General features: G+C 73.2%; 23 protein-coding genes. 11 read left to right on the top strand and 12 right to left on the bottom strand.

The genetic code is table 11. The features are described 5' to 3' along the window. Positions 1-7: 7 nt before the first annotated feature. The 6 genes from ACIGXO_RS13285 to ACIGXO_RS13260 form a co-directional block, all read right to left on the bottom strand. A complete protein-coding gene (locus ACIGXO_RS13285) occupies positions 8-946 on the bottom strand; it encodes an oxidoreductase (RefSeq protein ID WP_399784732.1) in 939 nt (312 codons plus the stop codon). A gap of 280 nt (positions 947-1,226) precedes the next feature. Then, complete coding sequence (gene nirD / locus ACIGXO_RS13280) at positions 1,227-1,604, bottom strand: nitrite reductase small subunit NirD (protein WP_399784730.1); 378 nt, start codon at positions 1,602-1,604, stop codon at positions 1,227-1,229. Further along, positions 1,601-4,198, bottom strand: coding sequence for a nitrite reductase large subunit NirB (gene nirB / locus ACIGXO_RS13275; protein WP_399784727.1), 2,598 nt, complete (start codon positions 4,196-4,198; stop codon positions 1,601-1,603). Before nirB ends, nirD begins: the two co-directional genes overlap by 4 nt. A gap of 2 nt (positions 4,199-4,200) precedes the next feature. Then, positions 4,201-5,466: an NAD(P)/FAD-dependent oxidoreductase gene (locus ACIGXO_RS13270; RefSeq protein WP_399784725.1), complete on the bottom strand. Its 1,266-nt coding sequence runs from the start codon at positions 5,464-5,466 to the stop codon at positions 4,201-4,203. 109 nt (positions 5,467-5,575) lie between these two features. Then, positions 5,576-6,769, bottom strand: coding sequence for a M20 family metallopeptidase (locus tag ACIGXO_RS13265; protein ID WP_399784722.1), 1,194 nt, complete (start codon positions 6,767-6,769; stop codon positions 5,576-5,578). Positions 6,770-6,853: 84 nt separating this feature from the next. Continuing rightward, positions 6,854-8,149 (bottom strand): MFS transporter, encoded by a 1,296-nt coding sequence (locus ACIGXO_RS13260; protein WP_399784720.1) that lies wholly within the window; start codon positions 8,147-8,149, stop codon positions 6,854-6,856. A 160-nt stretch (positions 8,150-8,309) separates the two neighbouring features. Here ACIGXO_RS13260 and ACIGXO_RS13255 point away from each other — a divergent pair, with 160 nt between their 5' ends. Continuing rightward, a complete protein-coding gene (locus ACIGXO_RS13255; RefSeq protein ID WP_399785643.1) occupies positions 8,310-9,326 on the top strand; it encodes an Lrp/AsnC family transcriptional regulator in 1,017 nt (338 codons plus the stop codon). 44 nt (positions 9,327-9,370) lie between these two features. Here the strand turns inward: ACIGXO_RS13255 and ACIGXO_RS13250 are convergent, their stop codons facing one another. Continuing rightward, on the bottom strand, positions 9,371-10,297 hold the full coding sequence (locus ACIGXO_RS13250; protein WP_399784718.1) for an aldo/keto reductase: 927 nt from the start codon (positions 10,295-10,297) through the stop codon (positions 9,371-9,373). 61 nt (positions 10,298-10,358) lie between these two features. On the opposite strand from ACIGXO_RS13250, the gene ACIGXO_RS13245 reads away from it, so the two are divergent. Then, positions 10,359-11,144: a sulfite exporter TauE/SafE family protein gene (locus ACIGXO_RS13245; protein ID WP_399785640.1), complete on the top strand. Its 786-nt coding sequence runs from the start codon at positions 10,359-10,361 to the stop codon at positions 11,142-11,144. Between the two features lie 24 nt (positions 11,145-11,168). On the opposite strand, the gene ACIGXO_RS13240 is transcribed toward ACIGXO_RS13245, so the two are convergent. Further along, entirely contained in the window at positions 11,169-11,804 is a 636-nt protein-coding gene (locus tag ACIGXO_RS13240) for a hypothetical protein (protein WP_399784715.1), read from the bottom strand. Between the two features lie 161 nt (positions 11,805-11,965). After that, positions 11,966-12,295 carry a cupin gene (locus ACIGXO_RS13235; RefSeq protein WP_031054966.1) on the bottom strand — a complete coding sequence of 110 codons (330 nt, stop codon included), beginning with the start codon at positions 12,293-12,295 and terminating at the stop codon, positions 11,966-11,968. A gap of 160 nt (positions 12,296-12,455) precedes the next feature. Here ACIGXO_RS13235 and cutA point away from each other — a divergent pair, with 160 nt between their 5' ends. After that, positions 12,456-12,800 (top strand): divalent-cation tolerance protein CutA, encoded by a 345-nt coding sequence (gene cutA / locus ACIGXO_RS13230; protein WP_399784712.1) that lies wholly within the window; start codon positions 12,456-12,458, stop codon positions 12,798-12,800. A gap of 8 nt (positions 12,801-12,808) precedes the next feature. Here the strand turns inward: cutA and ACIGXO_RS13225 are convergent, their stop codons facing one another. Then, positions 12,809-13,054 carry a hypothetical protein gene (locus ACIGXO_RS13225; protein ID WP_399784709.1) on the bottom strand — a complete coding sequence of 82 codons (246 nt, stop codon included), beginning with the start codon at positions 13,052-13,054 and terminating at the stop codon, positions 12,809-12,811. Beyond that, on the bottom strand, positions 13,051-13,407 hold the full coding sequence (locus tag ACIGXO_RS13220) for a hypothetical protein (protein ID WP_399784706.1): 357 nt from the start codon (positions 13,405-13,407) through the stop codon (positions 13,051-13,053). Before ACIGXO_RS13220 ends, ACIGXO_RS13225 begins: the two co-directional genes overlap by 4 nt. A gap of 240 nt (positions 13,408-13,647) precedes the next feature. Here ACIGXO_RS13220 and ACIGXO_RS13215 point away from each other — a divergent pair, with 240 nt between their 5' ends. The 3 genes from ACIGXO_RS13215 (at position 13,648) to ACIGXO_RS13205 (ending at position 15,716) form a co-directional block, all read left to right on the top strand. Then, positions 13,648-14,160 (top strand): gamma-glutamylcyclotransferase family protein, encoded by a 513-nt coding sequence (locus ACIGXO_RS13215; RefSeq protein WP_399784703.1) that lies wholly within the window; start codon positions 13,648-13,650, stop codon positions 14,158-14,160. 6 nt (positions 14,161-14,166) lie between these two features. After that, positions 14,167-15,168: an adenosine deaminase gene (locus ACIGXO_RS13210; protein WP_399784700.1), complete on the top strand. Its 1,002-nt coding sequence runs from the start codon at positions 14,167-14,169 to the stop codon at positions 15,166-15,168. A gap of 92 nt (positions 15,169-15,260) precedes the next feature. Next, positions 15,261-15,716 carry a MarR family winged helix-turn-helix transcriptional regulator gene (locus ACIGXO_RS13205; protein ID WP_399784697.1) on the top strand — a complete coding sequence of 152 codons (456 nt, stop codon included), beginning with the start codon at positions 15,261-15,263 and terminating at the stop codon, positions 15,714-15,716. 42 nt (positions 15,717-15,758) lie between these two features. On the opposite strand, the gene ACIGXO_RS13200 is transcribed toward ACIGXO_RS13205, so the two are convergent. Continuing rightward, complete coding sequence (locus ACIGXO_RS13200; RefSeq protein ID WP_399784695.1) at positions 15,759-17,840, bottom strand: molybdopterin oxidoreductase family protein; 2,082 nt, start codon at positions 17,838-17,840, stop codon at positions 15,759-15,761. A 219-nt stretch (positions 17,841-18,059) separates the two neighbouring features. Between ACIGXO_RS13200 and ACIGXO_RS13195 the strand changes: the two genes are divergently transcribed. From ACIGXO_RS13195 to dnaG, 5 genes are all read left to right on the top strand, one after another. Then, positions 18,060-18,887, top strand: coding sequence for a sirohydrochlorin chelatase (locus tag ACIGXO_RS13195; protein ID WP_399784692.1), 828 nt, complete (start codon positions 18,060-18,062; stop codon positions 18,885-18,887). After that, positions 18,884-20,314, top strand: coding sequence for a deoxyguanosinetriphosphate triphosphohydrolase (locus ACIGXO_RS13190; RefSeq protein ID WP_399784689.1), 1,431 nt, complete (start codon positions 18,884-18,886; stop codon positions 20,312-20,314). The genes ACIGXO_RS13195 and ACIGXO_RS13190 overlap by 4 nt, the downstream gene beginning before the upstream one ends. A 179-nt stretch (positions 20,315-20,493) precedes the next feature. Then, the gene (locus ACIGXO_RS13185; RefSeq protein ID WP_399784686.1) at positions 20,494-21,759 is read left to right on the top strand and encodes an NAD(P)/FAD-dependent oxidoreductase; all 1,266 of its coding nucleotides are present in this window, start codon (positions 20,494-20,496) and stop codon (positions 21,757-21,759) included. Between the two features lie 41 nt (positions 21,760-21,800). After that, on the top strand, positions 21,801-22,250 hold the full coding sequence (locus tag ACIGXO_RS13180) for a GNAT family N-acetyltransferase (RefSeq protein ID WP_399784684.1): 450 nt from the start codon (positions 21,801-21,803) through the stop codon (positions 22,248-22,250). Between the two features lie 44 nt (positions 22,251-22,294). Then, entirely contained in the window at positions 22,295-24,199 is a 1,905-nt protein-coding gene (dnaG, locus tag ACIGXO_RS13175) for a DNA primase (protein ID WP_399784682.1), read from the top strand. The last annotated feature ends 27 nt before the right edge of the window (positions 24,200-24,226 follow it).

The following is a 24,226-nucleotide window of genomic DNA, read 5'->3' as shown; positions in this document are numbered from 1 at the left end:
GGAAACGTCAGGCCCGCGGCGCACTCGTGAAGTCGTACGTCACGCCCGTCAGTTCTTCCGAAGCCGTCCACAGGGCCTCCGAGGTGCTGTCGTCCTGCGTCCACGGGGCGCGGAAGGACAGCCCGGGGGCACCGCGGAGGCCGCCCTGCGGGCCGATGAACGCGTCCGGCTTCATGTGCGGGGCCGTCGCCGCGCACAGGGCCGGGAGCGCGCCGGACTCGGCGGGCTGGGCGATGACGCGGTTGCCGAGGAGGACGAGGCGCTCGGCGCGGGTGCGGCCCTCCATGCGTACGCCGGCGGTCTGGAGATTGGTGGCGGCGTAGCCGGGGTGCGCGGCGACGGACAGGACGTCCGCGCCCGCGCGGCCGAGGCGGTTCGCCAGCTCGTGCGTGAAGAGCAGGTTGGCCGACTTGGAGCGGGCGTAGGCGATCCAGCGGCGGTAGCGGCCGTGTTCGTAGTTGAGGTCGCTGAGGTCGACGTTGGCGAGCGCGTGGAAGCCGCTGGAGACCGTGACGACGCGGGCGCCGGGCGTGGCGAGCAGGGCAGGGAGGAGCAGGCCGGTCAGCGCGAAGTGGCCGAGGTGATTGGTGCCGAACTGCATCTCGAAGCCGTCGGCGGTGCGGCGGTGCGGCAGGGCCATCACGCCGGCGTTGTTGATGAGCAGGTCGAGGCGGGCCGGGGCCAGGTCGGCGGCGAAGCCGCGGACGGAGGCCAGGTCGGCGAGGTCGAGGGTGCGCATCTCCACGTCGGAGGCGGGGACCTCGGAGTGCAGCTGGGCGGCGGCCGCGGCGCCGCGGTCCTTGTCGCGGCAGGCGAGGATCACCTTGGCCCCGCGGCGGGCGAGTTCCCGGGCCGTGACGTAGCCGAGGCCGCTGTTGGCCCCCGTGACGACGGCCAGCTTGCCGGTGAGGTCGGGGATGTGGGACGTGTTCCAGCGGCGGGCCATGTCTGGACTCCTCGGTGCGCGTTGCTCGACGGTGCTCCTCGGCCGGGGCCAGGGTACGACGTACGTCCGGCGGGCCGGACAAAGGGCCTCCCCGCCACGCCCGCCGCGCCTGCGACCGCCCCGCCACGCCCGCCGGGCATGCGACCGCCCCGCCACGCCCGCCGCGCCTGCAACCGCCCCGCCACGCCCGCCGGGCATGCGACCGCCCCGCTCCGCGCCTGGCAGGGCAGGGCGGCGCGGGGCGGGGCGGTCGGTCACGGGCCCGGCCGGCGGCCGGGGATCAGGCGGCCGCGGCGGCTTCCGGGGCGATGCGCGTCTCGTACACCGGGACCGACACCGACGCGTCGTCCAGGCAGACGCCCGTCTCCAGGTCGAAGCGCTGCTTCAGGAGCGGGGAGGCCACGTAGGGGCGGCCGTCGGCGGAGCCGGTGAGGCCGCGGGAGAGGACGTAGGCGCCGGTGAAGGGGTCGCGGTTGCCGATCGCGTACGGACGGCCCGCGCGGTCCAGGAAGACCGCGGCCTGGCCGCCGTCGGGCAGCAGCACGGCCACGCCGCGCCCGGGGACGAGCCCGGAGGGGGCGCAGACGGCGAGCCAGCCGCGGTCGGTGCGCAGTTCGATCGTGCCGGTCGTCAGCGGACGTTCGAGGGTCTCGGTCATCGGGCGACAGTCCCTTCCAGGGTGCGTACGGGGAGCGTGGGGCCGGCCAGCAGGTCCAGGTCCGGCTTCATCTGGTCCCGCTCGGGGACGAAGCGGACGGACGGGTCGGGCGCGTCCGGCGCGTTGACGAAGGAGACGAAGCGGGCGAGGCGCTCGGGGTCGTCGAGGGTCTCGGCCCATTCGTCGCGGTAGTGGGTGACGTGGTCGGCCATCAGGGCCTCCAGCTCGTCACAGAGGCCGAGGGAGTCGTGGACGACGACGTCGCGTACGTGGTCCAGGCCGCCCTCGATGCGCTCCAGCCAGGCGGAGGTGCGCTCCAGGCGGTCGGCGGTGCGGATGTAGAACATCAGGAAGCGGTCGATGAGACGGATCAGCTCGGCGTCGGACAGGTCCTGGGCCAGCAGGTCGGCGTGGCGCGGGTCGGCGCCGCCGTTGCCGCCGACGTACAGGTTCCAGCCGTTCGAGGTCGCGATGACGCCGAAGTCCTTGCCGCGGGCCTCGGCGCACTCGCGGGCGCAGCCGGAGACCGCGGACTTGAGCTTGTGCGGGGAGCGCAGGCCCCGGTAGCGCAGCTCCAGGTCGATGGCCATGCGGACGGAGTCCTGGACGCCGTAGCGGCACCAGGTCTGGCCGACGCAGGACTTCACCGTGCGCAGCGCCTTGCCGTACGCGTGGCCGGACTCGAATCCGGCGTCGACCAGCCGGGCCCAGATCCGCGGCAGTTGGTCCACCCGCGCGCCGAACATGTCGATCCGCTGGCCGCCGGTGATCTTCGTGTAGAGGCCGAAGTCGCGGGCCACCTCGCCGATGACGATCAGCTTCTCGGGTGTGATCTCGCCGCCGGGGATGCGCGGCACGATCGAGTACGAGCCGTTGCGCTGGAGGTTGGCGAGGAAGTGGTCGTTGGTGTCCTGCAGCGCCGCCTGCTCACCGTCCAGGACGTAACCGCTGGCCCCGAGGGTGGGCGCGAGCGAGGCGATGATCGAGCCGACGGCCGGCTTGCAGACCTCGCAGCCGTCGCCGTCCTTCGCGCCGTCCCGGCCGTGCGAGGCGAGCAGCTCCTCGTACGAGGTGAGGCGCAGGGTGCGGACGATCTCGTACAGCTCGGCGCGGGTGTGCGGGAAGCAGCCGCACAGGCCCTTGTCGACGGTGACGCCGTTCAGCTCCAGCTCGTCGTTGACCAGGGTGGTCAGCGCCTTGACGCAGGAGCCGCAGCCGGTGCCGGCCTTGGTGCACTTCTTGACCTCGGGGACCGTGCCGCAGGAGTGCTCGGTGACGGCGGCGCGGATGGTGCCCTTGGTGACGTTGTGGCAGTTGCAGATGACCGCCTCGTCGGGCAGCGCGGACGGGCCGATCGAGACCGGGCCGCCGGTGCCCGCGGGCAGCACCAGCTGCTCGGGGGAGACGGGCGGGACGCTGCCGGTGAGCGGGCGCAGCGTGCCGTACGCCTCGGCGTCGCCGACCAGGACGCCGCCCAGCAGCGTGCCGTCCTGGCCGATGACCAGCTTCTTGTAGACGCCGGAGCGGGAGTCGGCGTACACCACGTCCAGGCAGCCCTCGGCGTTGCCGTGCGCGTCGCCGAAGGACGCCACGTCCACGCCGAGCAGCTTGAGCTTGGTGGAGGTGTCGGCGCCGGTGAAGCCGGCGGTCTCCTGCGCCGCGATGGCGGACGCGGCGGTCTCGGCCATCTCGTAACCGGGCGCGACCAGGCCGTACACCCGGCCGTCGACGGCCAGCGCGCACTCGCCGATCGCGAAGACCGCCGGGTCGGTCGCCGTGCGGCACTGCTCGTCGACCTTGATGCCGCCGCGCTCGCCGACCTCCAGGCCGCACTCGCGGGCCAGCTGGTCGCGCGGCCGGACACCGGCCGAGAAGATCACCATGTCGGTGTCGATGCGCGAGCCGTCGGAGAGCTCCATGCCGGTCACCGCGCCGTCCTCGCCCGCGGTGATCTCCTTGCCGCCGACGCCGGTGTGCACGGTGACGCCCATGTCCTCGATGGTGCGGCGCAGCGCCTCGCCGCCGCCGTCGTCGACCTGGACGGGCATCAGCCGGGGCGCGAACTCCACGACGTGCGTGTCCAGGCCCAGGCCCTTGAGCGCGCCCGCGGCCTCCAGGCCGAGCAGGCCGCCGCCGACGACCGAGCCGGAGGTGACGTTCTTGGCGTACTCCTCGATCTCCAGCAGGTCCTCGATCGTCCGGTAGACGAAGCAGCCCTTGCTGTCCTTGCCGGGGACCGGCGGGACGAAGGGGTAGGAACCGGTGGCGAGGACGAGCTGGTCGTACTGGACGGTGAAGCCGGAGCGGGCGGTCACCGTGCGGGTGGCGCGGTCGACGGTCTCGGCCGGGTCGCCGAGGCGCAGTTCGATGCCGTGCTTCTCGATGAAGTCCGCCTCGACGAGGGAGAGGTCCTCGGGGGTGCGGCCGGAGAAGTACGAGGTGAGCTGGACCCGGTCGTACGCCGGGCGCGGCTCCTCGCACAGGACGACGACGCGCGCGGCGTCACCGGTCATCCCCCGGTCGGCGAGGGCCTCCAGGAAGCGCTGGCCGACCATCCCATGGCCGATGAGCACGATCGTGGGAGTGGCAGTCATGGTCAGTGGCCTCCATCATTGGTGAGCAGGTGGAGCACGGGAGCGGCGGGCAGTGGTTCGTCGCCCTCCCAGGTACGGGCGAGCGCGCCGACGGTGCCGAGATCGCCGAGGAGAATGCCGCCGACCAGCCGGTCGCCGCGGACGACGACCCGGCGGTACGCGCTGCGGGTGGCGTCGCTGAGGCGGATGACGTCGTCGCCGGGGGCGGGGGTGGTTTCGCCGAAGGCGGCGAGGTCGAGGACGGAGGCGGGTCCGGATGCGGGGCCGGAACCGGAGCTCGGGCCGCCCAGGGTCAGCCTGGTGAGCGCCCGCGTACCGCGGTAGGAGCGCGGCGCGTCGTCGTCGAGCAGCCGGGCCGCCAGCAGATCGGCCTGTTCCAGGGCCGGACCGGCCAGCCCGTACGTCACGCCGTCGTGCTCGGCGCAGTCGCCGATCGCGAAGATGCGGGGGTCGTCGGTGCGTAGCGCGTCGTCGACGACGATGCCGCGGCGGACGGTGAGCCCGGCGGCCGCGGCCAGGCCGGTACGGGGGCGTACCCCGCAGGCCAGGACGACCAGGTCGGCGTCGAGCGCGTAGCCGTCGGCCAGCTCGACCGCGCGGACCGCGCCGTCGCCGGTGCGCAGGCCCCGGACGCGGCATTCGGTGTGCACCTCGACGCCGAGGTCGTGGAGGTGGGTGCGGAGCAGTTCGCCCGCCTCCTCGTCGAGCTGGCGCTCCATCAGGTGCTCGCCCTGGTGGGCCAGTACGACCTGGGCGCCGCGCTCGGCGAGCGCCCGGGCGGCCGAGACGCCGAGCAGCCCGCCGCCGATGACGACCGCGCGGCGGCCCTCGGAGCCGGCGAGCGCACTGCAGTCGTCCAGGGTGCGGAAGGGGTGGACGCCGCGCGGGAGTTCGCCGGCGCCCGGCGCGAAGAGGCCGCGCAGCGGGGGAAGTACGGGGTTGGAGCCGGTGGCGAGGACGAGGACGTCGTAGGGGACGGCGCGGCCGTCGTCGCAGTGGACGAGCCGGACGTCGCGGTCGACGCGGACCGCCCGTACGCCGCTGAGCCACCGCGCCCCGGGGACCGCGGGCAGCGCGATCACCTCGGGGGTGTAGCGGCCCGCCAGTACCTCGGCGAGCAGCACGCGGTTGTACGGCGCGTGCGGCTCCTCGCCGATCACGGTCACCGTGTACCGGGCGTCCTGGCTGTCGCCGGTGCCGAGCTGCCGCGCGAGCCGGGCGGCGGCCATTCCGCCGCCGATCACCACCACGCGCTGTTTCGAGGTCATGCACAGCAGCGTGCGACGCCGCTGTTACCCGTCCGCATCCCGGTCGTTTCCGCCGGGGAACGCTGCTCTCCTCACACGGCAGGGTGCCGTGTGAGGAGAGCGAGCGGCGTTATGCGGCCTTGGCGAGGCGGCGGGCCGCCAGCTCGGCGTAGACCGCGGCGCCGTCCGCGAGGACCGCGTCGTCGAAGACGGCGAGCGGCGAGTGGTTGTTCGGGGCGGTCTCCGGGTCGGCGCCGGGCGGCGGGGAGCCCAGCGTCAGCATCGCGCCGGGCACCTCGGCGATCACCCGGGAGAAGTCCTCCGAGCCGTGCAGCGGCTGCGGCAGCGGCGCGTAGAACTCCTCGCCGAGCGCCTCCCGCACGGTGTGCGCCACGAAGTCCGCCTCGGCGTGATCGTTGACGGTGACCGGGTACTGCTCGACGAATTCCGCGTCCACCTCGACGCCGTACGCCTGCGCGATGCCCCGGCAGACCTCCGGGGAGCCCTCCCTGACCTTGCGCTGCGCTTCGGGGGAGAAGCTGCGGACGGTCGCCTGGAAGGTGGCGTGGTCCGGGATGACGTTCTGCTGGGTACCGGCGTGGAAGGTGCCCACCGTCAGCACGACCGGGTCGAAGATGTCGAACGTACGGGTGATCCACGCCTGGAGCGCGGTGACCATGGCGCAGGCGGCCTGCACCGGGTCCTTGGCGCGGTGCGGCATCGAGCCGTGGCCGCCCTCGCCGTGCACCGTCACCTTCAGGACGTTGGACGCGGCAAGCGCCGGGCCGCCGCGGGTCCCGAAGACGCCGCTCCGAAGACCCGCGGACATCACATGGATGGCGTACGCGGCGTCCGGGCGTGTGCCGGAGGCGTCCAGTACGCCCTCCGCCAGCATCTGCCCGGCGCCGTCGAAGCCCTCCTCGCCGGGCTGGAACATGAAGACCACGTCGCCCGCGAGGCGGTCGCGGTGCGCCGAGAGGAGCTTCGCGGCGCCGGTGAGCATGGTGGTGTGCAGGTCGTGGCCGCAGGCGTGCATCCGGCCGGTGTCGGCGGCGAAGTCCAGACCGGTCTTCTCGGCGACCGGCAGCGCGTCCATGTCACCGCGCAGCAGCACCGTGGGGCCCGGCTGCGCGCCGCGCAGTACGGCCGTCACCGAGCTGAGGCGCTCGCCGGTGCTGATCTCCAGCGGGAGACCGTCCAGCGCCGTCAGGACCGTCTCCTGGGTGCGTGGCAGGTCGAGGCCGACCTCGGGGATGCGGTGCAGCGTGCGGCGCAGCTGTACGAGATCGCCGGAGAGGGCGCGGGCGTCGTCCCGCAGATTCATTTGTGCTCCTTCGGAGTGGGGGCGGCTGCAATGAGAGGACCGCACCGCGAGGGCTGCCACAAGAGGGCCTCGGCGCGGGAGCGCTCAGCGCTCGGAAGTCCTGGGCCGGCGGATCAGGAAGGTGCCGGCGAGGGAGACGGCGGCGGCCCCGGCGGCCCACCAGGGCACCAGCGTCAGATGCCCGGCCTTCGCCATGGCCTGGGCGAGCAGCGGGAACGTGCCGCCGAACAGCCCGATCGCGATCGTGTACGGAACACCCATCGCGACCACCCGCACCGCGACCGGGAAGAGCTGCGCGAACAGCACGTTGGTCAGCCCGATGGGTGCCGCGATCAGCGCCAGGTAGACCACCGTGACCAGCCACATCGGCAGCGCGCCGTGGCCCAGCGCGAGCATCAGCGGCACGGTCGCGAGCGCCAGCACGGACAGGCCGATGCGCAGGGTGCGCAGCGCGCCCAGCCGGTCGGCGAGCCGGCCGACCACGACCATGGACGCGACCAGCAGCACCAGCGGGGCCAGCATCGAGGCGGCGGACTCGGTGCCGGAGACGACGCCCAGCTGCTGCGCGTACTGGGGGAGGTAGGTGGTGCCGTAGTAGTAGCCGACGGTCGCGCCGACCGAGATCAGGAAGACGGCCGCCATGTTGCGCAGGTTCGACCGGTACAGCGCGCGCCGCTCGGCGGCCGTCGGGCCCGCCGCGTCGGCCTCGAACTCGGCGCTCTCCTCGACGCCGCGCCGGATCCACAGCGCGAGCAGGCCGAGCGCCGCCGCGACCAGGAAACCGAGCCGCCAGCCGCCGCCCCGCACGCCGTCCTCGCCGAACGCGACCAGCAGCAGAGTCAGCACTCCGAAGGAGAGGATGTTGCCGATGACCACGCCCGAGTACGAGATCGAGCTGTAGAGGAAGCGCAGGTGGCGCGGGGCTGTCTCGGTGACGTACGCGGCGGCGCTGGGGTTCTCGCCGCCCATCGAGAGGCCCTGGACCAGCCGCAGCACGATCAGCAGTACGGGAGCGGCGGCGCCGAGCAGCGCGGCCGTCGGCAGCGCCGCGATCAGGACGCTGGCGCCGGAGATGACCGCCATGCTGAGCGTGAGGGCGAAGCGGCGGCCGCGGGAGTCGGCGATCCGGCCCACGACGTAACTGCCGAAGGGCCGTACGACGAAGCCGACCGCGAAGCCCACGTAGGCGGCGAGCAGCTTGGTCACCGGGTCGTCGCCCGGGAACATGGCCGCCGCGAAATACGGGGCCAGTACGGCGTAGATGGCCCAGTCGAAGGACTCCACGACACCGCCGACGGTGGCGGCGAGCAGCGCCTTGCGCCCGTTGCCGTGCGCCGTGCGTGGGGTGTCCGCGGCTCTTGCCGTGACCGCTGATGTCATCGCCGACCTCGTCTCATGGGGTCTCCTGTGCCCGGACGACCGAACGTCCGGTTTCAGGCGGTGCCGAATGGCTCGAATGAGTCGCCATGCTGGCCAGGGACCGAACGGAGAGAAACGGATTACCCTCAAAACGCAGGAAAGCTTCGTAGAGGCGGTGACCATGCAGGAAAACATCCCCATGGACCTGAGCGGACTCGACGCCCAGCTGGTCCACGCCCTGCAGATCGCGCCGCGCGCCTCGTGGCAGACGCTCGCCCCGGTACTGGGCATCGACCCGGTCACCGCGGCGCGCCGCTGGAGCCGCCTGGAGAAGGCCGGGCTGGCCTGGGTCACCGCCTATCCGGGGGCGCGGCGGCTGGATCGGATGTGCGTGGCGTTCGTCGAGATCGACTGCGTGGCGGGCAGCGTCGAGACGGTCACGCAGACGCTGGTACGGCTGCCACAGGTGGCCACCGTCGAGCAGATGGCCGGCGGCCGGGACCTGGTGATCACCGTCTTCGTGCCGGGCCTCGCCGCCCTCTCCGACCTGCTGCTCCGGCGCATCGCCGGGCTGCCGGGCGTCACCGCCACCCGCGCGTCCATCGCCACCCGCGTCTACGGCGAGGGCAGCCGCTGGCGGCTGCGGGCCCTGGACGCCCGGCAGCGGGAGGCGCTGCGCACCGCCGAGGCGCCGCAGGGCGCCGCCGCGCCGCTGGACGCGCAGGACCGGGCGCTGATCACGGAGATGTCCCGGGACGGGCGGGGCAGCGCGGTGGAGATCGGGCGCGCGGTCGGGCTGAGCGCGCCCACGGTACGGCGCCGGCTCGGCCGGCTGATGGCGGACCGGGACATCGCGCTCCGCTGCGAGGTGGCCCGCGAGCTGACCGAGTGGCCGATCTCGGCGACCCTGTGGGCGAGCGTCCCCGCCACCCACCTCGCCGAGACCGCGCGGGTCCTGCTGGGCCTGCCCGAGGTGCGGCTCTGCGCAGCCGTCACCGGCCGGCAGAACCTCCTCTTCACGCTCTGGCTGCAGTCGGTCCTGGACGTGCAGCGGCTGGAGATCCAGCTCGGCGAGCGGCTGCCGCACCTCCAGCTGCACGACCGGGCGATCGTCCTGAAGCAGTCCAAGCTGATGGGGCGGGCGCTGGACGACCGGGGGCGCGCGGTGGACGTCGTACCGGTGGATCCCTGGGCGTGACCCCGGCGGCCGGGCCGGGGCTCAGCCCGACAGGTTCCTGCGGGTCAGCGGTCCGCCGCGTCCTCCAGCAGCTTCATATCGGCCGGGCTGAGGGCGATGTCCGCCGCGGCGAGGTTCTCCTCCAGGTGCGCGAGCGCCCCCGTACCGGGCGTGGGCAGCAGCACGGGGGAGCGGTGCAGCAGCCAGGCCAGCGCGATCTGCCCGTGGCTCGCGCCGTGCCGCTCCGCGACCAGGTCCAGGGCGCGCGCGGCGCCGCCGGTCAGCCCGCCGTTGCCGAGCGGGAACCACGGCAGGAACGCGATCCCGTGCCGCTCGCACAGCCCCAGCAGTTCCTCCGAGCCGCGGTCGAGGAGGTTGTACCGGTTCTGCACGGAGGCGATCGGCGCGAGCGCGAGGGCGGCGGTCAGCTCGTCCGGGCCGACCGTGTCCAGGCCGAGGTACCGGATCTTGCCCGCGTCCCGCAGCTCCAGCAGCGTGCCGATCTGGTCGGCGAGCGGCACCTTCGGGTCCAGCCGGTGCAGCTGGTACAGGTCGATGGTCTCCCGGCGCAGCCGCCGCAGGCTCGCGTCGCACATCGCGCGCAGCGACTCGGGGCGCCCGTCGATGTGCCAGGCGTCCGCGCTCGTGCGGACCACGCCGCCCTTGGTGGCGATCACCAGGCCCTCGGGATACGGATGCAGCGCCTCGGCGATCAACTCCTCGGCCACCGCGGGGCCGTAGTTGTCGGCGGTGTCGAGGAGGTTCACCCCGCGCTCCACGGCGCGCCGCAGCACGGCCACCGCGTCCCGCGGGTCGGCGTGCCGCGGACCCCAGTAACCCGGCCCGGACAGCTGCGCGGTGCCGTAACCGAGCCGCCGGACGGGCAGCGCGCCGCCCAGGGAGAAGACCGGGGCCGGGGAAAATATCGTGGAATTCGCGGAGTTCGCGGAGTTCGCGGGGTTCTCGGAGCTGTCGGAGTCATCGGGATCCATGACTTCACACTCTAGATCCATAACTCCCCGCCCTGGAGCGGCCGGTGATCCATAAGATCACCTGGTGCCTGACATATCCATGACGACCCTGCTCCTGCTCTGCCTGGCCGCGCTGGCGGCCGGCTGGATCGACGCCGTGGTGGGCGGCGGCGGGCTGGTCCTGCTGCCGGCGCTGCTCGTCGGCCTCCCGCACGTACCGGTCGCCTTCGTGCTCGGTACCAACAAGTCGGCGGCGGTGGTCGGCACGACGGGCGCGGCCATCACGTACGTCCGCAAGACGCCGCTGGACGTGCCGTCCGCGGTGCGCATCGGGCTGGCGGCAGCGGGCGGTTCGCTGGGCGGTGCGTTCCTCGCGGCCGGTCTGGACAGCGCGGTGCTGCGCCCGCTGATCATGATCGTGCTGGTGGGCGTGCTCGCGTTCGTGCTGCTCCGGCCGTCCTTCGGGACCGCGCCCGCGCCCTCGGGCCCGGTCACCCGGCAGCGGGTGATCGCCGCCGTGCTGATCGCCGGGCTCGGCATCGGCTTCTACGACGGGCTGGTCGGCCCCGGTACCGGGGCGTTCCTGGTCATCGCGCTGGCGGCGGTCCTGCACATGGACCTGGTGACCGCGTCGGCGACGGCGAAGGTCGTCAACGTCTGCACCAACGTCGGTGCCCTGGCGATGTTCACGTACCAGGGCACCGTGCTGTGGGGGCTGGGCGCGCTGCTCGCCGCGTTCAACCTCGCGGGCAGCACGGTCGGCGCCCGGATGGCGCTGAAGAAGGGCGCCGGATTCGTGCGCGGCGTGCTGGTCGTGGTCGTCGCGGGGCTGCTGTGCTCGATGGCGTACGAGCAGTGGCTGGCCTGAGCGCGCTGCTCCGCGCCTGTCGGCTCAGAGCTTGTTGAGCGCCTGACGGAGGGTGGCCTTGAAGGCCGGTACCGGCGCCTGGTCGAGGTTGCCCATCTCGCCCCACTCCACGACCGTGACGGTCCGGCCCGAGCGGCCGACACCGAAGAGGTGCACGCCGGGCTCGGACTCGGGGATCGAGGTGTGGATGCCGTACACCCGGCCGCCGTCCGCCGCGGTGACCGTGCCGTAGTCCTTCCAGGACGCGGTGCCGCCGGGCTTGTCGTGCAGCCAGTCGCCGGCGCAGCGCGCGACCTTCCGGCGCAGCGCCGCGGCCAGCCGTTGCGCGCTGTCCTCGTTGGCCGTCACCACGCTGACCTGCAGAGCGCCCGTGTCGTAATCGGTCCAGTAAGTGCGGTGGTACGTGCCGTCGCCGCCGGGCACCACGCCGCCGTCCAGGCAGAACGGCTCCGGGTCCGGCAGCCCGGGAGTGACCTTCGAGGCGTACCAGGGCGAGGACGCGTGCGGCGGGAGCTCGCCGGGCGCGAGGAAGCGGGGCGGGGTGGTGGCGGCCGGAGCCGCGACCGCGGCGGTGGTACCGGTGGCCGCCAGCGCGATGGCGGCGGCGGTGAGCGCGGTACGGCGGCGTACGGAACGGTGACGCGTGGAGCGGTGACGCATGGAACGGTGACGCATGGAACGGTGACGCATGGAACGGTGACGCATGGACGAGACCTTTCCCCCGTGGCGGTACGTAACGGACTCTCACCGTGTGAGACCCGCGGACCGGCCCGAGGGTTGTGCCGCCCACCGCGCTCACGCGCAGTCGACGGGCGCCTGGCTCACATCCCGTCGACGTGCGTCACCGAAGTCAGCAGCACCGCGGAGTTCTCCACGGCCGTCACGCCGTGCTTCTCGCGCGGGATCTGCGCGACCTGTCCGGCGATCATGTCCTGCTTGCCGCGGTCCGTCGTGATCTGCACGTGCCCGTGCAGGATCTGCATGCTGCCTGCCGGCGGCGAGACGTGCTCGTCCAGCGAGGCGCCGCCGACCAGCGCGATCACGGTCTGCCGCAGCGGCCCGTCGTGCAGGAAGAGCCGTGCGCTGCGGCCGTGCGGGTCGGCCTTGGCGTCGTCGAGCTGCTGGCGGGCGAGGGCGGTGAGGTCGTCCATGAGGGGGCCCTTCGGTCGCGGACGTGCGGCGGTCCGGTGGCGTGGTCCTGTTCCCCATCCTCGCGGGTGCGCCGGGCGCCGCAAGTCATCGGCGCGCCGTGGTACCCGTGGATGCGGAAGGATCAGGTACCCGCCCGCCCGCGACCCAAAAGGACCTCCCGTGACCGACCTGCCCGAGCAGACCGCACCGCCCGCATTCCTGACCGTGCTGACGACGACCGACGCGGCGGAGAAGGCCGAGGCGCTGGCCCGCGGCGCGATCGAGGCGCGCCTGGCGGCGTGCGCCCAGGTCAGCGCGCCGGTCACCTCCGTGTACCGCTGGGACGGCGGGATCGAGACCAGCGAGGAGTGGCAGGTACTCCTCAAGACGACCGGCAACCGCTACCAGGAGCTGGAGGAGTACCTCCGCGGGGCGCACGACTACGACACCCCGGAGATCATCGCCACCCCGATCGTCCACGGCGCGGCGGACTATCTGGCGTGGATCCAGGAGGAGACCCGCTAGCCGGACCCTCAGCCGGCCCAGGTCACCCGCACGACCACGATCAGTTCCTGCCGCGGCACGGGCAGGAAGTAGAGCAGCCCCATATCGAGGAACGCGAGATTGCGCAGCTTGTGACCGACGCCCACTTCTGCGGCATCCGCGCCGAGCACCGCGAGCTCGCCGGCGAGGCGTTCGACTTCCGTCACCACATGGGACGGAAGACCGCCCACGACGTGTTCCTCGTCCGGGTCGTACTCCCAGCGCCAGACGCTCACGTACCGATCTCCTCGCCGGCGGCCCGCAGGATGCGGCCGACCTCGCTCGCTGCGGTGCGGGCGGCCTCGGGGTCCGCGTCCGGATCGGCCGCGAGCGTCTCGGCGGCGAGGAACCGCGTGGCGCGCTCCGGCCAGCGGTAGATGTTGACGAGCGTGCCCCAGTGGCTGGTGAAGGCACGCAGTGGTCCCACGTTGCTGGTGCGCTGCGCGTTGGTCGCGGCGCTCGCCAGGTGGTCGTTGAACTCCGGCAGACGGCTCGGCGCGATCTGTGCGACAGCCCTGCGCAGAGCTTCAGGGGTCAGTTGCGGCATGGGTACCAGCGGGCCGTCCGTGCCGACCGGCTGACTGCTCACGATGGCCTCCTGGTCTCTCGCACGCCGACTGCGCGGGCGTGCATCGGGCATCACGCTCCGAGCCTAGCCCTCGGAGGTCCGCACGGGGATCGTTCCGCTGGACAACCCCCTGCCGCGTGACGGCCTGCGCCGCGCCCCCGTTCCGTCGCTCTTCGGTCAGATGTCCGACCTACCGGTCAGCGACGCGGCGCGGCCTGGCATGGTTGCAGGTGGGAAGTACGAGTACGAGGAGAACGACCCATGAACGACCGGCCCGCCGAGCGGCTGCCCTTCTTCGTCTACGGGACGCTGCGCCCCGGAGAGGCCAATCACGCCTGGGCGCTGCGCGGCCGCACCGCGGCGGAGCAGCCGGCGCTGATCCACGGGGCGCTGCTGTACGACGGGCCCGGCTACCCGTACGCGATCCAGGGCCCCGCCGAAGCAGAGGTGCACGGTCACGTCATCACGCCCGCCGAGGGCGCGTACGACGAGGTCCTGGCGGTGCTGGACCGGCTGGAGGGGTACACCCCGGGCGCGCCGGACAACGATTACGACCGGGTCGCCTGTGACGCCGTCCTGCCGGACGGCAACACCGTGCGCGCGTGGGTGTACTTCGCCGCCGAACCCCTGGCCGGCCGCCTCCGGGCCACCGGCACCCCGGTCCCCGGTGGCGACTGGCTCGCCACCGGGGGACGTGCCGCGGGCCCGGTGGGCCCCGGCGTCGCCGCCAACGAGGGCCGCGCCTTCGCCGCCACCGCACAGGAAGGTGCCTGAGCCGACATGACCACCGCTCACCCCCCGCTCCCCAAGGCCGAGCTGCATCTGCACATCGAGGGCACGCTGGAGCCCGAGCTGGCGTTCGCGCTTGCCGCGCGCAACGGTGTCGAGCTGCCGTACGCCTCCGAGGAGGAGCTGCGCCGCGCCTACTCGTTCAGCGATCTGCAGTCGTTCCTGGATCTGTACTACGCGCTGATGGCCGTGCTGCGGAGTGAGGAGGACTTCGCGGATCTTGCGAATGCCTATCTCGCGCGCGCCAAGGAACAGGGCGTGCGGCACGCGGAGATCTTCTTCGACCCGCAGGCGCACACCGCGCGCGGCGTGCCGATCGGCACCGTCATCGAGGGCCTGGGAAGGGCCCTGGACGCCGCTCAGGAGACCTACGGCATCACGACCCGGCTCATCATGTGCTTCCTGCGGGACGAGAGCGCGGAGTCGGCCCTGGAGACGTTCGAGGCGGCCCGCCCGTACCTGGACCGGATCACCGCGGTCGGGCTGGACTCCGCCGAGGTCGGCAACCCGCCGTCGAAGTTCCGCGAGGTGTACGCGCGGGCGCGGGAGGCCGGGCTGAAGTGCGTGGCGCACGCCGGTGAGGAGGGCCCGCCCGCGTACGTCTGGGAGGCGCTGGACGTCCTCGGGGTGGACCGGGTCGATCACGGCGTGCGGTGCATGGAGGACGCCGGCCTGGTGGCCCGGCTGGCCGCCGAGCAGGTGCCGCTCACCGTCTGCCCGCTGTCCAACGTCCGGCTGCGGGTGATCGACGACCTCGCCGACCACCCGCTGCCCGCCATGCTGGACGCGGGCCTGCTGGTGACCGTGAACTCCGACGACCCGGCCTACTTCGGCGGGTACGCGCACGACAACTTCACGGCCGTACGGGACGCGCTGCGGCTGGACGAGGAGACGCTGCGCACGCTGGCCCGCAACTCCTTCACGGCGTCGTTCCTGGACGAGGAGACGCGCGCCGCGTACCTGAAGGAGGTCGACGACCACCGGGGCGCCTGACGGTCGGGTCCGCCCGGCCTCGAGCCTGCTTGACCTCAAGTCCGCTTGAGCTTCTAGCTTCGTCCTCAACCGAATGGAAAGAGGGCGGAGCCATGGAGTACTCCCACAGCGACACCGAACTGATCCGGCAGCCCATCGGTTACTGGAGCTGGGCCGCGTCCCACGCGGTCGTGACCCGTATCCGCGGCGCCCTCGCGGAGCTGGGCCTCAGCCAGCCGCAGTGGTGGGTGCTGAACCAGGTCGCGCCGGCGCCGGACGGCCGGTCCCGCGGCGAGGTGACGCAGGTGCTCAAGGGCTACCTCGAGGTCGACGGTGCCCTGGAGGAGGAGATCGACACGACGGTCGCCCGCGGCTGGATCACCCAGGACGCGGACGCCACGCTGCGGATCACCCCGGAGGGCTCGGCCTTGTACACCAAGGCCGCCGCCCTCCAGGAGGAGTTGTGGACGGAGCGCCACGAGGGCATCACCGACGAGGAGTACCTGGTCACGCTCAAGGTGCTCCAGCGCTTCATCCACAACACCGGGGGCCGTGCCTGGCATCACTGAAGCCCTCCGACTGAAGCCCTCTAAGGGCCCAGCTGAAGCCCTCTAGGGGCCCAGCGGTGTCAGCCGGACCGCGCAGACCTTGAACTCCGGCATCCGCGAGGTGGGGTCCAAGGCCGGGTTGGTGAGGGTGTTGGCGCGGCCCTCGCCCGGCCAGTGGAACGGCATGAAGACCGTGTCGGAGCGGATGGTGCCGGTCAGCCGGGCGGGCGCCACGGCCCGGCCGCGCCGGGACTCCACCGCGACCCGGTCGCCCTCGCCGATGCCGTACCGCTCCGCGAGCAGCGGGTGGATCTGCACGAAGGGGCCGGGCGCCGCGTCGTTCAGCTCCTTCACGCGCCGGGTCTGCGCGCCCGACTGGTACTGCGCCAGCACCCGCCCAGTGGTCAGCAGCACCGGGTACTCGGCGTCCGCCTCCTCCGCCGACGCGCGGTGCGACACCGGTACGAAGCGGGCCCGGCCGTCCGGGGTGGCGAACCGGTCCAGGAAGAGCCGCGGGGTTCCCGGGTGCGTCTCGTCGGGGCACGGCCAGAAGATGCCGTCCTCGGCGGCGATGCGCCGGTAGCTGATCCCGGAGTAGTCCGCCGCGCCGCCCTCCGAGGCGCGGCGCAGCTCCTCGAAGACCTCCTCCGGATCGTCGGGGAAGCCCTTCTCGTGGCCCAGCCGCGCCGCCAGCCCGTTCAGCACCGCCAGGTCCGTGCGGACACCGGGCGGCGGGTCCAGGGCGCGGCGGCGCAGCAGTACCCGGCCCTCCAGGTTCGTCGTCGTACCGGTCTCCTCCGCCCACTGCGTCACCGGCAGCACCACATCCGCCAGCGCGGCCGTCTCCGAGAGGACGACATCCGCGACGGCCAGGAAGTCCAGCGAGCGGATGCGCTCCTCCACGTGCGCGGCGCGCGGTGCGGAGACGACCGGGTTGGAGCCCATCAGGAGCAGCGCGCGCACATCGGTGCCGAGCGCGTCCAGCAGCTCGTACGCGCTGCGCCCCGGACCCGGCAGGCTGTCCGGGGAGACGCCCCAGACGGCCGCCACGTGCTCCCTGGCGGCCGGGTCGTCGAGCTTGCGGTAGCCGGGCAGCTGGTCGGCCTTCTGGCCGTGCTCGCGGCCGCCCTGGCCGTTGCCCTGGCCCGTCAGGCAGCCGTACCCGGACAGCTCCCGGCCGGCCCGCCCGGTGGCCAGGCACAGGTTGATCCACGCGCCGACCGTGTCGGTGCCCTTGGCCTGCTGCTCCGGGCCGCGCGCGGTGAGCACCATCGAGGAGCCGGCGTCGCAGAACAGCGCGACGGCCTCGCGCAGTTCCGGCACCGGCACGCCCGTGATCCGCTCCACCAGCTCCGGCCAGTGCGCCATCGCGGCGGCCCGCGCCTCGGGCCACCCGGTGGTGCGCTCCGCGATGAACGCCTCGTCCGTACGGCCCTGGGCGACGACGAGGTGCAGCAGGCCCAGAGCCAGCGCGAGATCGGTCCCGGGGCGCGGGGCGAGGTGCAGGTCGGCCGCCTCGGCGGTCTTCGTGCGGCGCGGGTCGACGACGATCAGCTTGCCGCCGTTCTCGCGCAGCTCGGTCAGGTAGCGCAGCGCGGGCGGCATGGTCTCGGCGAGGTTGGAGCCCACCAGGATCACGCACCCCGTACGGGCCACGTCCGCCAGCGGGAACGGCATGCCGCGGTCGAGACCGAACGCGCGCCCGTGTGCCGCGGCCGCCGAGGACATGCAGAACCGGCCGTTGTAGTCGATCTGCGAGGTGCCGAGCGCGACGCGCGCGAACTTGCCCAGCGCGTACGCCTTCTCGTTGGTCAGGCCGCCGCCCCCGAAGACGCCCACCGCGTCGTCCCCGTATACGGACCGTGCGCTGTCCAGTCCCGCAGCGACCCGGTCCAGGGCCTCGTCCCAGGTGGCGGGCCGCAGCGTCCCACCGTCCCTGACCAGCGGTTCCGTCAGCCGTACCCGCTGGTCCAGGACCTCGGCGGCGGTACGGCCCTTACCGCACAGCGCTCCGCGGTTCACGGGGAACGCGGGGCGCTCGACCACCTGTACCGTGCCCTGCTCCGGGCGCAGCGACATTCCGCACTGCAGGGAGCAGTACGGACAGTGCGTGTCGACCGTGCCGGTCGTGACGTCGGCGTTCATACGGTCACGGTGCAACGCGCGCGTTTCCGCCGCCGCCCCCTGGTGTTACGTGCCCGGCACGGGTCCCTCCCCGGGGCGCGCCCGGACCCGTGAGGGCGGAGAAACGACTCGTCACTCCTGCGCAACGCTCCGGCAACTCTCCGCTGCCAGGCTCCCTCCATGACGGCGTCGAACGCGCACCTTCCCGCAGCGGTTCCCTTCGACAGTACGGCGCAGCTCATGACAGAGATCACCACACAGCTCAGCACCCAGCTCAGCCGGGTCAGACTCCACAGCCGCCGCACCCTGCCGTGCGGCCCCGTCAAGAAACCGATGCCGCCGACCCTCGTCGCGGTCGCCCACGGAAGCCGCGATCCCCGCGCCCTGGAGACCGTCACCGCGCTGCTGGACCGGGTACGCGCCCTGCGCCCCGGACTCCCGGTGCGCCTGGGACACATTGAACTGAACGAGCCACTGCTGTCCGACACGCTGGCCGGGCTGGACGGCGACGCGGTCCTCGTGCCGCTGCTGCTGAGCCGCGGCTACCACACCAAGTCCGACATACCCTCGATGGCCGACGCCGCGCCGCAGGTCAGCGCCCGTATAGCGGCGCCGCTCGGGCCGCACTCGCTGCTCGCCGAGGCGCTGCACGAACGGCTGACGGAGGCCGGGACCCGGCCGGAGGCGCCCGGCACGGGGATAGTCCTGGCCGCGGCCGGCTCGCGGGACACGGACTCGGCCACCGACACCGAACGCACCGCCCGGCTGCTCTCCATGCGGCTCGGCGGCGTGCCCGTCGTACCGGGCTACGCGGCGGGCGCCGGCGCCACCGTCGAGGAGGCCGCGGCGGCCCTGCGGACGCGCGGCCTGCGGCCCGTCCTCGCCTCGTACTTCACCGCGCCCGGCCGCTTCGCGACCGCCTCCTCCGCCGTCCTCGGACCCGCCGCCGCGCCCCTCGGCGACCACCCGGCCCTCGCCCGTCTCGTCCTGCACCGTTACGACCAGTCGCTCCGCGCGCGTACCGCTTCCGACCGAGAGGGGGCCGGTGCGGCTACCGTCGCGGTATGACGGGTCCCAACTCACCAGAACCACGGGCAGGCCGCGCGGCGCACCGTGCCGGGCGGCCCGTGGGCACCTCGTACGACAACGATCTGTACAACAGTGACCGGTACGGCGCCGCGTACGACGACGCCGACGCCGAGCGCTGGGTGTCCGAGCCGGACAAGCGCCCGGGCCGGACGGCTTTCCAGCGGGACCGCGCGCGCGTGCTGCACTCCGCCGCGCTGCGCAGACTGGCCGGCAAGACGCAGGTCGTCACGCCCGGCGTCGCCGCGTCCGGTACCGGCGCGCACGCCTGGGACGCGACCCCGCGCACCCGGCTCACGCACTCCCTGGAGTGCGCGCAGGTCGGGCGGGAGCTGGGCGCGGCGCTCGGCTGCGACCCGGACCTGGTCGAGACCGCGTGCCTGGCGCACGACCTGGGCCATCCGCCCTTCGGGCACAACGGCGAGCAGGCGCTGAACGAAGTGGCCGCGCCCTGCGGCGGCTTCGAGGGCAACGCGCAGTCCCTGCGGCTGCTGGCCCGGCTCGAACCGAAACGGTTCGTCACCGCCGACGACGGCCGCATCGTCAGCGTCGGCCTCAACCTCACGCGCGCCGCCCTGGACGCGGCGACCAAGTACCCCTGGGTGCGCGGCGGCCACCCCGAGGACCCGCGCTCGCGCAAGTTCGGGGTGTACGCGGACGACCTGCCCGTCTTCCGGTGGCTGCGGCAGGGCGCCCCCGAAGCCGCGCGCAGCTTCGAGGCGCAGGTCATGGACTGGTCCGACGACGTGGCGTACTCGGTGCACGACGTGGAGGACGGGCTGCACGCCGGACACCTGGACCCGGCCGTGCTCTACGCGGACCCCGAGCGCGCCGAGGTCTTCGCGGTGGCCGCGGACCGGTACGCGCCGGGCGCCGGCGACGCGGAGCTGGGAGCGGCCCTGGACCGGCTGCTGGAGCAGGAGTGGTGGCCGCACGGCTACGACGGCTCCGCGGTCGCCCAGGCCCGCCTGAAGGACGCCACCAGCCAGCTGATCGGCCGGTTCTGCCTCGCCGCGGAAGCCGCCACCCGCGCCGCGTACGGTACGGGGCGGCTCACCCGTTACCGCGCCGATCTGGTCGTCCCCGAGGAGGCCCGCCTCGAATGCGCCGTACTGAAGGCGGTCGCCGACCGGTACGTGATGCAGCGCCCCGACCAAGAGGCGCTGCGCGCCGAACAGCGGGTGATCATCGCGGAGCTGGCCGAGGCGCTGCTCGCGCGCGCACCGGACGGCCTCGACCCGCAGTTCCGTTCGCTGTTCGACGGAGCAGCGGACGACACCGCACGGATGCGCGCCGTCATCGACCAGATCGCGGCCCTCACGGACACCTCGGCGCGCACCCTGCACGCCCGCCTCACACGCCACAAGGGCCTCACAGAACGGCGTCGTCCGCCCGCGCGTGACAACTAAGGGTGACGTAGCAAGGGCCTACCCTCTTCCCCCATCACCCTCTGTGCGGGACGCTCGAACCCCCGCAGTGCTGAGGTGCTCGAACGGGGGTATGGCTTTTTCGAACGGGGGCGCAAACGGGGGCCGAACGGGGGGCGTTCAAGGCGCAGACGCACTGCGCCGCAGCGAGGAGGAAGCAAGTGGTCGACGCACACCAGACGTTCGTCATCGTCGGCGGTGGCCTGGCCGGGGCAAAGGCAGCCGAGACCCTCCGGTCGGAGGGGTTCAGCGGCCGGGTGATCCTCATCTGTGACGAGCGCGACCACCCGTACGAACGGCCGCCGCTCTCCAAGGACTTCCTGATCGGCAAGGCCGAACGGGACAGCGTCTTCGTGCACGAGCCGGCGTGGTACGCGCGCAGCGACATCGAGCTGCATCTCGGCCAGCCCGCAGTCGCCCTGGACCCGGTGACCCGTACGGTACGGCTCGGTGACGGCACCCTCATCGCGTACGACAAGCTGCTGCTGGCCACCGGTGCCGAGCCGCGCCGCCTGGACATCCCCGGCACCGACCTGGCCGGCGTCCACCACCTGCGCCGCCTCGCGCACGCCGAACGGCTGCGCGGCGTACTGGCCTCCCTCGGCCGGGACAACGGCCACCTCGTGATCGCCGGCGCGGGCTGGATCGGCCTGGAGGTCGCGGCCGCGGCCCGCTCCTACGGCGCCGAGGTCACCATCGTCGAGCCCTCGGCGACCCCGCTGCACCACGTCCTCGGCCCCGAGATCGGCGGGCTCTTCACCGAGCTGCACCGCGAGCACGGCGTCCGCTTCCACTTCGGCGCCACGCTCACCGAGATCACCGGCCAGGGCGGCGTCGTACTGGCGGCGCAGACCGACGACGGCGAGGAGCACCCGGCGCACGACGTGCTCGCCGCGATCGGCGCCGCGCCCCGCACCGCCCTCGCCGAGCAGGCCGGGCTGGCCCTCGCGGACCGCTCGGAGGGCGGCGGCATCGTCGTGGACGCGTCGCTGCGCACGTCCGACCCGCACATCTTCGCGGCCGGTGACGTGGCCGCGGCCGCGCACCCGGTCCTGGAGACCCGGCTGCGCGTGGAGCACTGGGCCAACGCGCTCAACGGCGGCCCGGCCGCCGCGCGCGCCATGCTGGGCCAGGAGGTCAGCTACGACCGCATCCCGTACTTCTTCTCCGACCAGTACGACGTCGGCCTGGAGTACTCGGGCTACGCGCCACCGGGCTCCTACGAGCAGGTCGTGCTCCGCGGCGACGTCGGCAAGCGCGAGTTCATCGCCTGCTGGCTGGACTCCGGCGGCCGGCTGCTGGCCGCGATGAACGTCAATGTGTGGGACGTCACCGAGCCGCTGCAGGCCATGATCCGCTCCGGGCGTGCCCTGGACGCGGAGGCGCTGGCCGATCCGACGGTGCCGCTGGAGTCGTTCCTCGCATAATCGAATGCCGGGCCGGTCGTTCCTCGCGTAGCGTGCGCCCCATGGCCATCCGTACGAAAACGGTCCCGCGGGCGGAGATCTTCGACCTGCGTTGGTCGGTGCTCCGCCCCGGGCTGCCCGCCGAGGCCGCGAGGTACCCGGAGGACGCGGACCCCGGCGTCTTCCACATGGCGGCGTACGACGGGGACACCCTCGCGGCCTGCGCGACCTTCTTCCCCGACCCCGTGCCGGGCGAGGAGGCCGTCCCCGCGTACCGCTTCCGCGGCATGGCCAGCTCGCCCGAGGCGCGCGGGCGGGGCTTCGGGGCCGCCGTGCTGCGCGCCGGCATCGAGGAGGCGGCGCGGCGCGGGGCCCAGCTCGTGTGGTGCAACGGCCGGGTCTCCGCGCGCGGCTTCTACGAGCGGATGGGCTTCACCACGGACGGCGAGACCTTCGAGATCGCGCCGAGTGGCGCGCATCACCGCTTCGTCTTCAAGATCGCCGCAGCGTGAGACGGGGACCCGGAACTGTCACTGGTGCCCCGTAGAATTCTCGCGTGGCAGGCAGGATCAACGATGACGACGTGCGGGCGGTGCGGGACGCGGTCCCGATCGACGCCGTCGTGTCCGAGTACCTCCAGCTCCGGAACGCCGGCGGCGGCAATCTGAAGGGCCTGTGCCCCTTCCACGACGAGAAGTCCCCCTCATTCCACGTCAGCCCCAGCAAGGGGCTGTACCACTGCTTCGGCTGCCAGGAGGGCGGCGACACCGTCGACTTCATCATGAAGGTCGACCACCTCTCCTTCGCCGAGACCATCGAGCGCCTCGCCTCCCAGGCGGGCATCACCCTGCGGTACGAAGAGGGCGGGTACGCCCCCGGGCGCCAGCAGGGCGAGCGCACCCGCCTCGTCGAGGCGCACAAGGTCGCCGCGCAGTTCTACATCGAGCAGCTCGACAGCCCCGAGGCCGAGATCGGCCGGAAGTTCCTCGCCGAGCGCGGCTTCGACCAGGCCGCGGCCCAGCACTTCGGCGTGGGGTACAGCCCCGCGGGCTGGGACCACCTCACGCGCTTCCTGCGCGGCCGCGGCTTCACGGACAAGGAGCTGATCCTCTCCGGCCTCTCCCAGGACGGCCGCCGCGGCCCCATCGACCGCTTCCGGGGCCGTCTGATGTGGCCCATCCGGGACATCGCGGGCGAGGTCGTCGGCTTTGGCGCCCGCAAGCTCCGCGACGACGACAACGGCCCGAAGTACCTCAACACCCCCGAGACCCCGATCTACCGCAAGTCGCATGTGCTGTACGGCATCGACCTCGCGAAGAAGGAGATCGCCAAGGGGAACCGCGCGGTGGTGGTCGAGGGCTACACCGACGTCATGGCCTGCCACCTCGCCGGCGTCCGCAGCGCCATCGCGACCTGCGGCACGTCCTTCGGCGAGGGCCACATCAAGATCCTCCGCCGGCTCCTGATGGACAACAGCGGCTCCGAGGTCGTCTTCACCTTCGACGGCGACGCCGCGGGCCAGAAGGCGGCGCTGCGCGCCTTCGAGGACGACCAGAAGTTCGCCGCCGAGACCTCCATCGCGATCACGCCCGGCGGCATGGACCCCTGCGAGCTGCGCCTGGCCAAGGGCGACGAGGCCGTCGCCGACCTGGTGGAGTCCCGTACGCCGCTCTTCGAGTTCGCGCTGCGCCAGCTCGTCGCGCGGCACAATCTGGCCACCCCGGTCGGCCGCGCCGCCGCGCTGGACGAGGCGGCGCCCATCGTCGCCAACATCAAGAACAGCTCCATCCAGCACGAGACGGCCGTCCAGCTGGCCGGCCTGCTCGGCATCCTGGACACCCAGTTCGTCGTCCGCCGCGTCTCCCAGCTGGCCCGCTGGGCCCGCGAGCGCGGCAGGGACCCGAGGGAGGCCCAGGGCAGGCCGCAGCGGCGCGGCGCCGAGCCCGCGCGGCCCGCGGCCCCCGAGGCCCCCCGGGGCCCCGCGCTGAACCTCCGCAGCCCGGCGCACCGCGTCGAGCGCGAGCTGCTCAAGCTCGCCCTGCAGCGCCCCGACCTGGTCGCCCCGACGTTCGACGCGTACGGCATCGACGAGTTCACCGCGCCGCCGTACGCCGTGGTCCGCCGCTGCATCGAGGAGGCGGGCGGCACGGCCGCCGCCGACGCCGGCTTCCTCACCCGCGTCCGCGAGGCCGCGCCCGACGACGCGGTCCGCTCGATGGTCACGGAGCTGGCCGTCGAGCCGCTGCACACCCGCCGCGATCCGGACGAGCTGTACGCGGGCGTGCAGCTCGTCGCCGTCCGGCTGGCCGCCGTCCGGCAGCGCTGTGCCGAGATCCACGGCGCGCTGCAGCGCCACGACCCGCGGACGGGCGGCGAGCAGTACACCGCCCTGCAGAACGAGCTCTGGGTGCTGGAGCAGTACGCCCAGGCCCTCCGGGAGCGCGGCGCCGCGGCCCTCTGAGGCACGCGCGGCGCGCCCGCCGCGGCC

This window comes from Streptomyces sp. NPDC053542 (genome assembly GCF_044544685.1).
GTDB lineage: Bacteria > Actinomycetota > Actinomycetes > Streptomycetales > Streptomycetaceae > Streptomyces.
The sequence above is the reverse complement of the archived record's forward strand: the minus strand, read 5'-3'. Positions and strand labels throughout refer to the sequence as shown.